A 14706-nucleotide genomic window follows, 5' to 3' on the forward strand; every position below is an offset into this window, starting at 1 on the left:
TAAACCAAAAATTTAGTTGAGCTGGATAATAAAAAAGGTAGGAGATTTAAATGGAGACGAAACAAGATAATCTTATTTACGTATGGGATGCATATTGTGGATGGTGCTATGGTTTTTCAGAAAGTATTAAAGGATTTTACAAAAACCACACTGAAGTGCCATTAACGGTTTTATGTGGAGGGTTATTTTTAGATAATTTACCAATGAAAAACTTCTCATATATAGAAGAAGGAAATAAAAGAATTAATCAACTTACAGGTGCTGAATTTGGTCCTTCCTATCAAAAATTGGTGGAGGAAGGGACTTTTAAAATGAATTCGAAAGATGCTGCAATTGGCTTTTCAGCTTTACGCTCATTAGCGCCAGACCGTTTATTAGAATTCACTTCGGCTATGCAAAAAGCGTTTTATTATGAGGGCCAAAGTCTGAGTGATCCTGAAACATATCGCAAGATTGCAATCGAGCATGGTTTGGACCCTGAACAAGTATTAGAACGTTTAAATGCTCAAGAAACAATAATAGATGTCCAAAATGATTTCAATAAAGTTCGACAGCTTGGTGTTAATAGCTATCCTTCATTACTTTTACAAAAGGATAATCAAATTATTCCTGTTGGTGGTGGCGTAATGACACCGGATAAAATTGAAGCGCGTTTTAAAAATTTATATTAAGAAAATTTAGTATACAGTAGTAAACATGTTATCTTAGACCACCTGACGTTGATCTCCGGAATATTCGCCAGTACCAGTACTATTACACTTTTAGATAAATGGGAGTGGGAGATTTTATCCCGCTTTAACGGGCAGTAAGACCCCCACCTCAAAATTCAGTGGAAGCAAAGAAGTTAGGTGGGGGATCAACTGTCCGTAAAAGTCCGATTGGTTCAACTAATAATCAGTGGGGGATGAACAAAACCCCCACTGATTAAAGTTTCACTTTATCGGAACAAGCTAAAAATATGATAATTAGTTAATAACTTTAACAAAAGGAGAATAACATACTATGTTTAAAACAATCGATACAAATCAAAAAGATGTGAAATTAACGGTGTTTAGTTCGGACGAAAAAAGCTTTATGGTCACAGCAACATTAGTTGAGAAAGCAGGACATGCATTTTTAATAAACTCAAAATTTACGCAGTCTGATTCGAAAGAAATTGTAGAGTATTTGAAAAAAAACAACTTATCTCTAGATAAAATCTTTATTATTCATGGGGATCCAGACTACTACTTTGGATTAGAGAGCATTAAAGCCTTTTACCCAGAAGCTATAGCGTATGCAACAGAGTCTACTGTTGAACATATCGTTCATTCTGTCTTAGGGAAATTAAAAGTTTGGAAAGACGTCCTTGGAGAAAATGCACCAAGTAACGTGGTATTACCTCAAGTATTTAAAGAAAAAGCGATTGATTTTCAGGGGTTAACATTTGAACTAGTAGGCTTAGATCATTACAGAACTAGCCTATTTAATAAAGAACTAAAAGTATTAATTGGTGGTATCGATGTATTTAACGAAATACATGTATTCTTAGCGGATACTAGCTCAAAAGCGGCTATGGAGGCATGGATTGAGAACTTGAAAGTATTACAAGCATTACATGCTGACATAATTGTGCCTAGCCATGGATCAATCGAAAAATCCCTAAATAATCAAGCACTTACTGCGACAATGGATTATCTAAGAACGGCGGTTCAAGCTTCTGAGGAAAGTGGAACTTCAAAAGATTTTGTGGCAAAACTTGAAGCAGCATATCCAGGCTATGCAAATAAAGGTGTATTAGAATTAAGTGCAAAAGTTGTAACAAAAGAAATGCCTTGGGGTTAATGATATGAATAAATATCAAAAACTATTACATGAAACGTATGTGTTAACTGGCGAAGGGGAATTGGATGCGTTCAAAACGTATTTAAGTGAAAATGTATCTTGGACAGAAGCTGCTGGGTTTCCATATGCAGGTACTTATATAGGTCCAGATGAAGTAGTGAAAAACGTACATGAACGTCTTGGCACAGAATGGGATGACTATAGCGCTAAAGATGAAATTTATGCTTTTAATAACAATACTGTTATCGTTTATGGAAAATATAGTGGAACATATAAAGCTACAGGGAAGTCATTTGTAGCAGATTTTTGTCACCTTTATAAGTTTGATGAGAACGATAAGGTTAAGAAGTTTATTCAAATTGTGGACAGTGCAACTGTTAATGAGGTATTAAGTTAGAATTAATCGTTTCTAATATGCCTTGTATAGGGGGAGGTTAGGATAAATGAAATTCCTAACATTACCCCTGACATTACATTTTGGGGAAGGTTTCTCCTTCTTCAAGCTTTTTATAGAAGAAAACTTATTTAAGTAGAAGAGGTAGGTATATATGAAATTAGAGAAAAGTTTAATCATAACAATTATTTCTGTATTTATTTTAGGAGTAGTTTCGACTTTGGTATATCAAGCTTCCAACGGTAATAACAAAGGGAACTCAATAAAGAGTGAAAATGTCGCTTCTGTATCAAAAGAAGTAAAAGAAAATGAAAAGAATAAAAAGATGGTAGTTGATTTCTATAATGAAGTTTTTAACAAACATAATATCGATATTATCCCTAAATATGTTAGCGAAGATTATAAGCAACATAATCCTTTTGTTGCTGATGGACGAAAAGCCTTCATGGATTTCTTTAAGGAGGATTTTGTTAAAAATCCTAATTCCTCTGCAGAGATTAAACGTGTAGTAGCTGAAGGGGATACAGTTGCTCTTCATGTACATTCTCGTACTAATTCTCAAGATAAGGGAGTTGCTATAGTGGATATATTTCGTATCAAGGATGGAAAGATTGTCGAACACTGGGATGTAATTCAAGAGATTCCAAGTGAAGCAGCTAATGATAATACGATGTTTTAGTTAGAAGATATATTTAATAATTGTTTAAATGATAGTGCTGTATAGAGTTTAGAAATTTAGATAAGTAAAGGAGATGTCCTAGTACCATGCCTGGGACATCTCCTTTTTGTTTTAATGATATTTAATTTATTGTTATTTGTATTTTTTTATGTACTACTATTCAAGTACATATCATTTCAGGCGGTTTTCTTTTATCCCGCATTAACGGGCGGTAAGATCCCCATTTCAAAATTCAGCGGAAGCAAAGAAATTAGGTGGGGGGGCGGGCTGCCCGTAAAAGCCCAATTGGTGAGGGCTGATTAAAGTTTCACTTTATGTTTCTATATCTTTTCCCTCTTCTACACCAGCAGAAGCAAATCAGATAAAAATGTAGGGCTTAAGTAACTAAAATAAAGAAAAAGCCATACAAGTAGTATGACTTTCTTTGCAGAACAATTAAGCTTGTGGTGCAGGCGGTCTTCCATTGAAGTTAGAACGTTTTGGAATTCCTTAAATTAAGAACAGAGTGGGATTAATCCTAGCCCAATTACTAGCGCTGTTTTCTACATACCTTACTTTTTTACGAACAGATTTCAACTGATTTAATAATTCATCACTATTAAATCGTTATAAGCTTCTTTTATACAATATTTCATACAACAATATCAGCTTCTCGATTTTTTGCAACAGGCCCCATTTTAATGACTTTAATAAGGATACGTATAGTAACGAAGAGACGATTCTATAAATACATAAAAATCGTCCTTTCGTTTTGCAAATGATGCATTAATATCAGTCTCATACTATTTTAATGGTAGGGGTAAAAATAGTTTCTTTTTAACCTACGCTAAATTGTTATAATTTTTTTTGCTCTAGAGGCCAATTCCATATCATGTGTAACAAATATTATCGTTTTTCCATCTTCATTAAGGTCTTTTAATATATTAAACACTAAATCTCGATTATTGTTATCTAAATTACCAGTTGGCTCATCAGCTAAAATGTAGTCGCATTTTTTAATAAGTATTCTTGCTAAAGCGATTCTTTGTTGTTCTCCACCACTAAGCTCAAAAATTTTTTTCTTCTCATAATTAGGCAAATTCACTTTTTGTAAAGCTTCTTTTATTATTTTTCTTTTATCGATATTTTTTTGATATTCTAGGGCTATTAATAAATTTTTCTCTACCGTTTCGTTTTCCATTAAAGCGTAATTTTGAAATAGATAAGCTAATTTTTCACGTTGCAATAGTAAAGTTTGCTTTTTGTTTGGATTCATTTGTTCTTCTATAATTATATCTCCAGAGTCGCTTTGTTCTAATAAACCAATAATATTTAATAACGTCGTTTTTCCTTTTCCACTTTCCCCAACGATTGCGATGAAGTCTGTATCTTCAATCTTCAATGAGAAGTCTTTTAATACAACTTTATTACCAAATTTCTTATTTATATTCACTAATTCAATCATTACTAATGTTCTCCTTTTATGATAGCATTGAATGTTTGATTGCTTAATTTCTTATCAAAGAAATAGCTTATTAAAATTTCTAAGATTAGGATCAAAATACCTATAGAAATCACATAAGTATCAATAACATATATAGATACAGATATAATAGGTATAATATTTACTAATAACAATAAAGTAATCATAATTTTATTGCGCTTTATAGCGCTAAATCCAAATAATTGTTTAATATACAAATTGAACTTGTTTTTTTCATAGTAACTAGAAATAGTGTTATAAGTTATTAGAAAATTCGAGACGATTAATATGATCATTGCGATCAATAAATTTTCTTTTTCTGTTTTTAGGTTTTGAATTTCAAACGCTAAACGATCATATACTGAGGTGATATTTTGTATAGTTGATTGAGCCTCATTTTTAGTAATAGTAGCCCTTATACTATCGTATGGTTGCTCACTATTAGTTTTAAAATAAAATTCAGATGCAACATATGACAAATAAAAGGATTGATTGAAGATACCTGTATCAATAATTGCAATAGGATCTCTAATGAGATTTTTATCTTCCGCTTTTATAGTTGAATCATAAGTAAAATAATCTTGATTATTTTTTACATATATAATATTTATATTTAACTCTTGTTCTTTAGTATTATTTTTCTCTCTTCCTAGTTCCTCATTATAAATGTTATCAACTTCAACTTTTTGGAAATAAAAATATTTTCTATAATTCTTATATATTTCCTTCTCATATTCCTTTAATTTTTCAGGCACTAATATATTCATAGTATTCGAATCATGAATAATTTGCTCTTTGATTGTTTTTTTAACTGATTTAATAGGATTATAAGATAAATAGTTTGAATTTATAGTAACACTATTTCCGGAAGGTTCTAACTTCGGATCCCCATTTTCATTATTTAAATCATAGATATACTTTCCATCTATTTTGTCATAATTTGACGTACTAATTAGAAAGCCACCATGTTGTTTTTCCATATCCAAGTAAAGGTCTTTCATTTTTTTGCTAATTTTTTCTTCCGCACCTAAATCGTCGCCCTTAGCGAAAGTAACTTGAGTTTTATAAATATGTTTAGTTTTTGACCAATTAGATAAATTATCTATCTTTTGATTGAGTTCATTCGATAGGATTTTCCAATGATACGTGGACAATAACATTACGACTATAAATAGAAATTTTAAAGTGAAATTTAATGTGCTAACTAATATATATGGCTTGTTACCTTTTATTTTTGAAACATTTATATTTCTAGTAAAGGCTACTATCGTAATTATTGTGATAGGTATAATTAAAATAAAACTCAATGTAATTGCTATAATCCAAAAAATACATGATAATTCAAAATAAAAATCTGTACTATCTGTAAATATACAATACATAATAAATAATACATAAATCATAAGACTTGATAGTATCATGATTTTCCCTAAATTAAAGATAAAGAAGCTAACTATTTTTTTTCTTGTATAGCCCAATGTTTGCATGATAGCTATATCTTTCAATCTACGAATGATATAGTGAATAATCGCAACAAAGATGCATAATACAATCAAAAATATACAAAATATTTGAAACCCATTGCTCTCAAGTAAATATATAAAATTGGCTTTATTTTCGCCAAAAATTTCTGTTTTAGCTACATTTTCATTTAGTTCTTTTAACATGGCATTTATTTTTTCTTTATCTTGAGTCGAGATATAGTACATACCACTTCCATCAAAATTTTCATCTGCACTTAAAGGTTGGATAGTTATTTTAGTTTTCGAATCTATTCTTTTTATAATACCAATTTGATCTGTGCTCTCAATTTCAGAAGTACTTATAAATTTGTTTGAATTTACTTCTGGAAACTTCCCTGATTTTAACTTGATATGGTTATTTAAACCAGTATCAGTTGTAAAAATATGTAAATCATTTTCTCCCGGGTATATGTATTTTGAAATATTCACATTATATTTCTTTGCTAAACTTTGTAAAAATTCAATGTAATTCTTAGTGTAACTTTTCTCTTCTTCAAAATTTAAAGTAATACTAGTTGTATTTTTATAGAATAACTGTTGTGTTTTATATTCTTTAAAAATATTTAAAGATAAAAATGCAGTTAATGCCAGCGTTGCTGCCATTAAAATAAAAATGATTTTTTTCATGCAAACACCTCTTAGAAAAATCTAATATCACTAATTATCTATATTCAAAAACAAGAGAAGTTTTTAAACTTCTCTTGTTTTTGAATATTATTTATTATCGTAATTCGCTTTATTTGTACCACTAGATGTCCATGTAGCTTTTGCTTTGCTAAATACATCTTTCTTCTGCCATTTTCCATCATTGTAGACGCCTTTTCCATTTGTAACTGTTGCTCTACCTTGTTTTGTATAATGTTTATATTCGGAAATGACGTTTCCATCTCTTTTTCCTCTAATCCAATACCCACCGTCTGCTTTACCAGACGTTACACCTGCGTATAACTGAGGTTTATTGCCAGAATTGTTTTCATCTGCTACAAATCCTTCAGTTATTGTGCTATCCGCTGTCACAATTTCGGACTTTCCAACTGTTTTTTCTGCGGCAAATACATTCATTGAAGCTGGAACTACTAAAACACCTGCAGCAATTGCACCGATAATAGCTTTTTTCATACTAATTCCCCATTTCTATCAGTTTATATTTTATTAAGATTTTACAATAATGGAAAATCTTACAATTTAAATTTACCATATCCTCATTTTTTTGTAAATAAAAAGTAAATTTTCAGTTTATAATAATTGTTTTTAATTCATTGTTCATATATTCATCTTTATTATTTTTGCGGGATCAAGAAAGGGTATTTTAAGATTTAAATGTTAGTTGAAATAATAACGCCTTTCAAATAAGTTAAGAGGTTTTATTATTATTTTATGAGAGAACAACAGCGAAAAAAGCAGTGAAATAGAAGTTTCTAGTAACAAATATTACTGTGGAAAATTTAATAATTATTGGTAATATTGGGATATACTTATATGTTAACATAATATAGGATTGTATTGTTATTAAAAATTAAAATATTCAAAATTAAAAAAGATCAACTCTATTAAAGAGTTGATCTTTGTAGTGGAAGTAGTTTTTAATTGGACAAATTACCCTATGAAAAGAAAACAGTTCTGGTGCAAAAATAAAATACAATAACTTAACATGGCACAATAATATTTGGGACAGAATCCAATACATATTATTAAAATTAAGATAGTTCAAGTCGGCAGAAGGCACCTTTAGGTGTCTTTTTTTATGAATTTCAAGCCCACCTATTTCCGTAGGTGAACTACTTGTGATTTTACACAATTAAGTTATAGCAAAAGCATTTATATCGAAAGTAATTAAAATTAACTTTGTAACCCTAATAATCTCCATTGTTTTATTATCTTTTATTTTAAAATGAAGTCTTTTCCCTATACGTTCACTAATTACAATATTTCCAAAGGCTAATTTACGCAAATGTTGTACAATCAAATCCTCTGTAATTCTTGTTTGCTTACTTAAATCAAAAACTGACAACGATCTATATGTAATCAATTTACAAACAATTGATAAGCGAGTAGAATTCCCTAATAACCCTAAAACTTTTATATTTTCTGTATAGAAGCTAAAATCCATATGAAAAGCATGTAACAGATCTTCCAACCTCCTAAAATAAGATGAATATCAACCAAAATATCTTAACATAAAAATAGTGAAAAACCTAAAATATTCCAATTGTTCATTGGGAAAAATAATACTTGAATGGGAGTCCAATACATATTCTTAGAATTAAAGTGATTCAAATCGGAGGAAGGAACCTTTGGGGTGCCTTTTTATTTATGGAGTTTATTAGAAAATATTTGAAATATAATACAGTAGATTATATTATTATGTGTGTATGATTTCTGGTTTTAAAAATTACAAAAATTAATAGGGGGGAAACAATAATGAAGTTAGGAAAATTAGCATTAATTGGGGCATTAACTTTTAGCGGTTTTACTGCAATAGAAATGAGTAAACCTACCTCACAAGCAGCTGCAGCTTACTCAGATCCACTTAATGATGATTGGAGATTTAAAACCATTGTGGATTTACAAAATTCAGAGGAAAGTACATATCAACCAGATTGGAAGATTGGGAATTTAATAACTGGTGATACATTTTACTTAACACAGCACTTTGGTAGAGAACATTTTGGTGCGCAAATGAAAATTTTTAAAATCCACACAAATGGTACCCTAGAACGATTCCAAACAATAGAACCAGAATTTATTCCTGGAACAGAAATTTGGCAAACCCCTATCACAGATAGCTATACAAGCGGTACTTATGTCGCTGCAATTAAATATCGTGGTGAATTCACGTATTCAAATCAATTTACAATCAATTAGGGATATAACGTGATCATTTATTTTTTACGAAACCCACCCTTTTGCTTCCGACGGCGACGAGGAAGCAAAAGGGTGGGTTTTTTGTTATCTTTTTCTAAAATTTGTTTCCTAAAAACATACGCAGACACTTCACGTACAATGGCTTTCACAAATTCTTTTAGAAGCTCAAACAAAAACTCCATAGGTATATTACCCCCTTTCCTTCCAAATGGAAAGAAGGGATAACCAATCAAACTCACAATAAACAGTTAATCCTATTTTATTATACTAGTACAATCTCACCAATATAAAAAAGACCACCATTACTGGCAGTCCTTTTTTGGTAGTTTTAGAAATTAAATTATAACATATTAATATACAAATTATAAATATACTTTTACAAAAGATACTATAAGTTTTTTATAATTCTTGATTTCTCAATTTCCATTGCATACTGAATTTTCCTGTAAGTATTAATAACTACCATTAAAATTATCAATCCACTAGATTATTAGAAAAAACTGGTTATCTACATAATTGTTTGGTAAAATATAGATATAATTTAAGAGGGTAAAGTTAATATAGATCAACTAAGTAATGCTAAGAAAATGTTTTATTGCATAAAAAAAGGCTCCATTGCTGGAGCACTCAAAATAAACAAACGAATTAAAACAAGAAACAGACAATTTAACTATATAGATAAAACATAAATAAATCTATATATATGTAAAAATGCATATAAAAACTCTATTTATTGATGCTATAATAGATTTACTCGATGATTGTTATATTTTTTTATAGTTTTTAAGCAATAAATACCTTCTTAACACCAAGTGTACAAGAAAAGAAGACATCTTAAGTGATGTCTTCTTTTCTTATATAATAACAACACAATAAAATTAAGATGGTTCAAGTGGGAGGAAGGCACCTTTGGGTATCTTTTCTTTGTCAAATTTGCCTAATAGGTGCAGCACCACATTGCTATCAAGTTAAAAATTTTTTCACCCAAAACAAAAAAACGAGCTGAATTCACATAAATAACTATGGAAGAAAACAAAAACTTGGGATTAAAGAACTTGTGATGTATGACTATATTGGCTGTTTTTATCCAGAAGGATACATGAATCCTGATTATACATTTGTATTTAATCATGAGGATATTGAAGGAATTATATTTGTAGGTTTTATAGATGAGGAAGAAGAGGCATTTGTAGGATTGCTTAATTGAATAGGATCTAGAAACAGGTAATCTTCAAATTTTGATAAAACTAGCAATCTCCACGCCGAAATTGGTTAAATTATAAGGGGGAAAAGCTGGTCACGAAAATGATGAAGAGATTACTATTTTCAAATCAGTTGGTTTGGCTGTAGTAGATATTATCGTTGAGAATTATTTGTATGAGAAAGTAGTGGAGCGCGGGACGGGATTGAGTTTTGAGGGACTGCCTTTTGGTGGTCTTTTTTGCATAAAATCTTGTAAAGTAAGAAAAAGTTGAATATTAATATTCTAATATTCAATAGAAAGATAAAATGTTTTAAAGTTCAAAATAATACATTATAATATATTTAGTAAAATTAACCAATTTATATTTTGCTCATTATGTATTAAAGGGGAAATGAAAATGGCTGGACAAATTCGTATGTCACCAGAGGAGCTTAAATCAAAAGCAGCTCAATATGGACAAGGTGCAAATCAAATTGAGGACATTTTAAGTCAACTACAAAATTTACAAAATGAATTAAGAGGAGAATGGGAAGGTCGTGCTTTCGAAGGTTTTGATCAACAGTTCAATCAATTAAAGCCAAAAGTACAAAACTTCGCACAGCTATTACAAGAAATTAATATGCAGCTTAATAAAACTGCAGAAGCTGTTGCTTCTCATGATGAAGAATTATCACGTAATTTCGGTTTGAAATAAAAATTGTCATACTCTATATAACAGGCATTTCAAATGAGCCATACAGCTTATAGTGTATGGCTCATTTGATTGCATGCCCAACTTAGCTGGACACATGTTTAAAAAGAGTGATATTAATAGGGAATTTTCATATATTTATTGGGATTTCTTTGGCATCTTCTGAAAATTAGAGAAAGGATTTGAGTGATGGGACAATTTCAAAGTAATTTTCAAACGGTACAACAAATTGCTACGCAGATGAGAACAGCTTCGAATATAATCCAAAGTGCAACAAATCGTTCTATAACAAAGGCGACGCGTACAACACTATCTGTTAATTCCAAAGCACAAGAAGCGAATCAACAAATGTTAGATTTTACGAAACAATTTTCCACTGCCTTTCAACAAGCGGTCGATAATATTCATTCAGTAGCCCAAGAGTTTGAGAGAATGGATAACGAACTTCACAACACTTTTCGCTAATGTGACAACCTACGTAAAGGTAAAATGGCAGGAGGAATATAATGAGTCAAGATATTGAAAAACAAATCAATCAAGTAAATCAAAAGTTAAGAAGTGTATTTGAAGAACAAGACCGAAATCAATCCGCGATTCACATTCAGGAGCAAGCGGAAGCAGATTTTTATGAATGGAGAGGTCGAAACCATCGTTTGTTTGATCGAATTTTAGGAACTTGGCATGGTGATAGAGAAATGTCTCAATTTTTTATGAATACATATCAAGAGGCACAACATATTGAACGAAAAGTCACATTTGAATTAGAAAACCAAAAAGAAACGTTGCTTAAAGAAAGACGAAACCTTAGTGATTTAGAAAACGACCTTTCCTATCAACAACAACAATTAGCGAGGGAGGTCAATGCATGAGCTTAAATATGTATTTAGGAGAAGTACAAGGCCAAACTCAAAGTATGAATGCTGTATGTAACGCTACTATTCAAGGTATGGAACAAGTCATTCAGTCAATTGATGCCTTTGCAATTGATACTGTTCTACAAGGACAAACTTATAGCAGTGCAAAATCATTTTTTGTACAAACCTTTCGTCCTTTAGCGCAAGGAATCATTTATCTGTGTGAAGAGTTAATTCGCCAGAACGATGCTTTTCCAAGTCAATTTCAATCACAAGTCGCTTCCACAGATGTAATTGAACAAGAAATATTAGAACAAATTCGAGAAATTGACCGAATGAAAGCAAGTATGGAAGCCATCAGTCAAGCTATGCCAATCCCAGGTATGGAAGCTATGGTAAATCTTTTTACTGTGATGAGGCAAAAACTGTAAGAAAAACTAGAACATCTATATGAATTTAATTATACTTCTAGTAGTAATTATGATACTGCTCTCCAACTAGCTGTTAGCATTGCGACAGGTTTGGCGGAAGTTCAAAGTGGAAAAGGCTTTAGTCCTGCAAGTGGTACATTTAGTACGCAAGGGTTGAATATGGATTGGATAGCGCCTATTCAGAAAATTACAGAAAAGAAAATTACAGAAAAGAAAACTCTTGAAGCAGATAAGAAAAAGTCACGAGACGAAGATGCTAAGTTCATGGAGGGATCAGTAAAGGGTAAAGAAGGAAAGCGAATTGGATTTGAGGCTGAAGGGTCTATAATGGGAAAAAAGAGCAGCTTCTCTAATGGTGATAAGCTTACTAAGGAACGATATATTGATGAGCTTTCAACAAAGGCTATAGCTGGGCAATTGGATGTGAATATACCCTATGATTGGAAGAGTTTAAAAGAAGATGTATTTGCTAGTAAAGTTATTGGTTTAAAAGGGGAAGCAGGTATTTTAGATAACTCATATAAATTTAAATCCACAATTCCTTTCATGACACCTTTAGGTATTATACAATTAAAAGATAGAGAGGTTACAGTTACTCAAAAAATTTTTTCAGGAGAAGTTGTAGCAGGTATTGACGATTACTCCTTAAAAGCAGCATCGGAAGCTTCTACACTTAAGTATGAAGTAGAAGTAAGTATGCTACATTTTCCAGATTGGTTGCCAATTATTGGAGATACAGATCTAAAAATTAAAGGTGATTTGGGATTGGGCGCAATAGGTTTGAAAGGTAGCGTTGGAAAAGAAACTGGTATAACAGTTCCTGTTTTAGAGGGGTTTACTGTGGGAAGTAGTTTTAAATTTGAAAAATCTGAGGAGAAAAAATGATATGAAAACACCATCGTATAAACCATTATATATTTTAGTTTATGTCGTAATATCCGTATCTATTATAGGGTTAATGATTACTCCATCCAACAATTGGTGGGAAAAGTTGTTAGGAACTATCGTTCTCATTCTTTTGGGAGCAGGTTTAATATGTTTTTTAAAATTTGGACGGTGGGCGCAAGAGAAATTTTATGATAAATTTACAAAAAAACGGGATTAATATAAGACTGGAGTAATTAAGATATGCGTACAATAAATAGAATTCTGACTTTTACTGTATGTATTATGTTTATGTTGTTAATTGGGGCTTCTTCTACTATACGGTTAGAAGATAAAATTTTACTTATAGGTTTGCTGCTAATTTGCAATGTTATTGCATACTTTACAGTAGAGTATATCTATAAACGTATAGACAATAAGAAAAAATAGTAGATTTATAATTCTCGGAATTTATTCAATATTTAGGAGGCAAAAGTATCAATGAAACTATTACCAATTGGAACAGTAGTTAAGCTAGAAGATATGGAACAAAGCGTTATGATTATTGGAAGAATGGCTATTTCAGAAGATAAACGTGAATTTGATTATGTAGGTGTTCTTTACCCTATTGGATTTATAGGTAATGAGAATGTGTTGTGTTTTAACTACGATAAAATCACAGAAGAAATGCATAAAGGATACATGACAGATGAAGAATTAGTTTTACGTGAAAAGTTATTAGAAATGTAAATAAAGCTTTTGTTTATAAATATCCTTTTAGTAAGAATACTTTAAACGTTTTGGTAGAAATCTTTAAAAGATGACATGCTATAATTTAGCATGTCTTTTTTATGAAAAAAATTCTTCCTATCTAAATATCTTCCTTTCTGCCAATTTCATATGCTGCTCTAGATGCTTCGAATAACTTTTGATTACGTTGGTATTTAACTTGTTTTATGATAATTGTGGCATACTGATTTAAGGTGGTTTTGGTGCGAAGTTCTTGCAAGTAATCTACTAAACTTGGACATACCAGCAAAATCTCCGGCTTTTTGAAATTTTTGATAAGCCTAGATCTTATTAATGGGTTGATCTTCTTTTCGAGAAGGGAATAATATTTCACAGAAGGTGTGAAATGGGATGTTGATTTAGATGATGATGGTGAAGATGATAGTATTAAAGATATGGTGAAAACGGGTGTGAAAAAAACTTAGTCAACAGTAGCGGGGTGGTTTAATTCACATGAAAAAAAATACAGATTTTAATAAAAAAGCTTTTGAATATTATATGGCTCTTTATGCTGTAAATGATATAAGATCGACTATAATTACTCTTGTGATTGGGATAGCAGATATATTTGTGCTTTTACCTGCTTTTGCGAATCCTGTTCAACCGATATATATGTACATAATAGTTCCACCAGTTGCTTTTTTAAATGTATGGGCAATATGGATTGTTATAAATCCTAGGAAGCGACAATTACAATACACTCTATTTCGTGGGGTATTTGGCATCGTATGTTCAGTAGGATTATTAGTTATAACCCAAAAGTTTGCATATGGAATGTTAGGATTACAAACTCCTATCTATTTTATTTTTTCGGTTGGTTTGTATATTTTTGCTTTGCATTATTATTATAAAAATCATATTAAAAAACTTCAGGAATCAATCAAAAAATCAAAATCATCGAAAAAAAACTCTAGTTTTGGAGTAGTGGCTTTTGTAGGATTGGGTCAACTCATTGCTAATATCAGTCTTGGTTTTGCAACACAAAAGATGGTAGCAATTGTATTAATGTGTGTATACTCCATGCTTTCGTTTATGTTGTTTCATTTCATTATGGAACTCCATAGGTACTATTATTTAAGGAAGCATATAGAAGATGGGGGTAGAACACATGAAACCTTTTAAAGAG

At 30.9% G+C, this 14706-nt stretch carries 16 protein-coding genes and 3 pseudogenes; 14 read left to right on the top strand and 5 right to left on the bottom strand.

The genetic code is table 11. The features are described 5' to 3' along the window. The first annotated feature begins 50 nt into the window (after positions 1-50). The 4 genes from NST27_RS04610 (at position 51) to NST27_RS04625 (ending at position 2897) form a co-directional block, all read left to right on the top strand. Positions 51-671: a DsbA family protein gene (locus NST27_RS04610; RefSeq protein ID WP_000448623.1), complete on the top strand. Its 621-nt coding sequence runs from the start codon at positions 51-53 to the stop codon at positions 669-671. A 331-nt stretch (positions 672-1002) separates the two neighbouring features. Next, the gene (locus NST27_RS04615) at positions 1003-1824 is read left to right on the top strand and encodes a hypothetical protein (protein WP_000477266.1); all 822 of its coding nucleotides are present in this window, start codon (positions 1003-1005) and stop codon (positions 1822-1824) included. Positions 1825-1828: 4 nt separating this feature from the next. After that, a complete protein-coding gene (locus NST27_RS04620) occupies positions 1829-2221 on the top strand; it encodes a nuclear transport factor 2 family protein (RefSeq protein ID WP_001046357.1) in 393 nt (130 codons plus the stop codon). Positions 2222-2372: 151 nt separating this feature from the next. After that, positions 2373-2897 carry a nuclear transport factor 2 family protein gene (locus NST27_RS04625; protein ID WP_000764207.1) on the top strand — a complete coding sequence of 175 codons (525 nt, stop codon included), beginning with the start codon at positions 2373-2375 and terminating at the stop codon, positions 2895-2897. A gap of 826 nt (positions 2898-3723) precedes the next feature. On the opposite strand, the gene NST27_RS04630 is transcribed toward NST27_RS04625, so the two are convergent. From NST27_RS04630 to NST27_RS04645, 4 genes are all read right to left on the bottom strand, one after another. Beyond that, positions 3724-4341 carry a putative bacteriocin export ABC transporter gene (locus tag NST27_RS04630; protein WP_000571715.1) on the bottom strand — a complete coding sequence of 206 codons (618 nt, stop codon included), beginning with the start codon at positions 4339-4341 and terminating at the stop codon, positions 3724-3726. Between the two features lie 2 nt (positions 4342-4343). Then, positions 4344-6509: a DUF1430 domain-containing protein gene (locus tag NST27_RS04635; protein ID WP_047385679.1), complete on the bottom strand. Its 2166-nt coding sequence runs from the start codon at positions 6507-6509 to the stop codon at positions 4344-4346. Between the two features lie 87 nt (positions 6510-6596). After that, the gene (locus tag NST27_RS04640) at positions 6597-7001 is read right to left on the bottom strand and encodes a lactococcin 972 family bacteriocin (protein WP_000709112.1); all 405 of its coding nucleotides are present in this window, start codon (positions 6999-7001) and stop codon (positions 6597-6599) included. Between the two features lie 679 nt (positions 7002-7680). Beyond that, entirely contained in the window at positions 7681-7992 is a 312-nt protein-coding gene (locus NST27_RS04645) for an ArsR/SmtB family transcription factor (protein ID WP_000347620.1), read from the bottom strand. A 311-nt stretch (positions 7993-8303) separates the two neighbouring features. Between NST27_RS04645 and NST27_RS04650 the strand changes: the two genes are divergently transcribed. Then, entirely contained in the window at positions 8304-8747 is a 444-nt protein-coding gene (locus NST27_RS04650) for a DUF5065 family protein (RefSeq protein ID WP_000765894.1), read from the top strand. A 17-nt stretch (positions 8748-8764) separates the two neighbouring features. On the opposite strand, the gene NST27_RS04655 is transcribed toward NST27_RS04650, so the two are convergent. After that, positions 8765-8929, bottom strand: coding sequence for a hypothetical protein (locus NST27_RS04655; RefSeq protein ID WP_000394761.1), 165 nt, complete (start codon positions 8927-8929; stop codon positions 8765-8767). Between the two features lie 839 nt (positions 8930-9768). Here NST27_RS04655 and NST27_RS04660 point away from each other — a divergent pair. The 9 genes and pseudogenes from NST27_RS04660 to NST27_RS04700 form a co-directional block, all read left to right on the top strand. Next, positions 9769-9954, top strand: a pseudogene (locus NST27_RS04660) (DUF4176 domain-containing protein); the annotation flags it as partial. Positions 9955-10030: 76 nt separating this feature from the next. Then, positions 10031-10222: pseudogene (locus NST27_RS04665) on the top strand (hypothetical protein); the annotation flags it as partial. Between the two features lie 126 nt (positions 10223-10348). Continuing rightward, complete coding sequence (locus NST27_RS04670) at positions 10349-10645, top strand: WXG100 family type VII secretion target (protein WP_000918587.1); 297 nt, start codon at positions 10349-10351, stop codon at positions 10643-10645. Positions 10646-10831: 186 nt separating this feature from the next. Then, the gene (locus NST27_RS04675; protein WP_000529657.1) at positions 10832-11107 is read left to right on the top strand and encodes a TIGR04197 family type VII secretion effector; all 276 of its coding nucleotides are present in this window, start codon (positions 10832-10834) and stop codon (positions 11105-11107) included. 41 nt (positions 11108-11148) lie between these two features. Then, the gene (locus tag NST27_RS04680; protein WP_000076120.1) at positions 11149-11511 is read left to right on the top strand and encodes a DUF3958 family protein; all 363 of its coding nucleotides are present in this window, start codon (positions 11149-11151) and stop codon (positions 11509-11511) included. After that, positions 11508-12812, top strand: a pseudogene (locus NST27_RS04685) (T7SS effector LXG polymorphic toxin). Before NST27_RS04680 ends, NST27_RS04685 begins: the two are co-directional and overlap by 4 nt. A gap of 1 nt (position 12813) precedes the next feature. Then, complete coding sequence (locus NST27_RS04690) at positions 12814-13032, top strand: hypothetical protein (RefSeq protein ID WP_000856866.1); 219 nt, start codon at positions 12814-12816, stop codon at positions 13030-13032. A gap of 260 nt (positions 13033-13292) precedes the next feature. Then, complete coding sequence (locus NST27_RS04695) at positions 13293-13541, top strand: DUF4176 domain-containing protein (RefSeq protein WP_000771621.1); 249 nt, start codon at positions 13293-13295, stop codon at positions 13539-13541. Positions 13542-14033: 492 nt separating this feature from the next. After that, positions 14034-14702 (top strand): hypothetical protein, encoded by a 669-nt coding sequence (locus NST27_RS04700; protein WP_000742390.1) that lies wholly within the window; start codon positions 14034-14036, stop codon positions 14700-14702. Positions 14703-14706: the final 4 nt, after the last annotated feature.

Origin of the sequence: Bacillus sp. FSL W8-0770, assembly GCF_038008705.1 — a bacterium.
Lineage (GTDB): Bacteria > Bacillota > Bacilli > Bacillales > Bacillaceae_G > Bacillus_A > Bacillus_A cereus.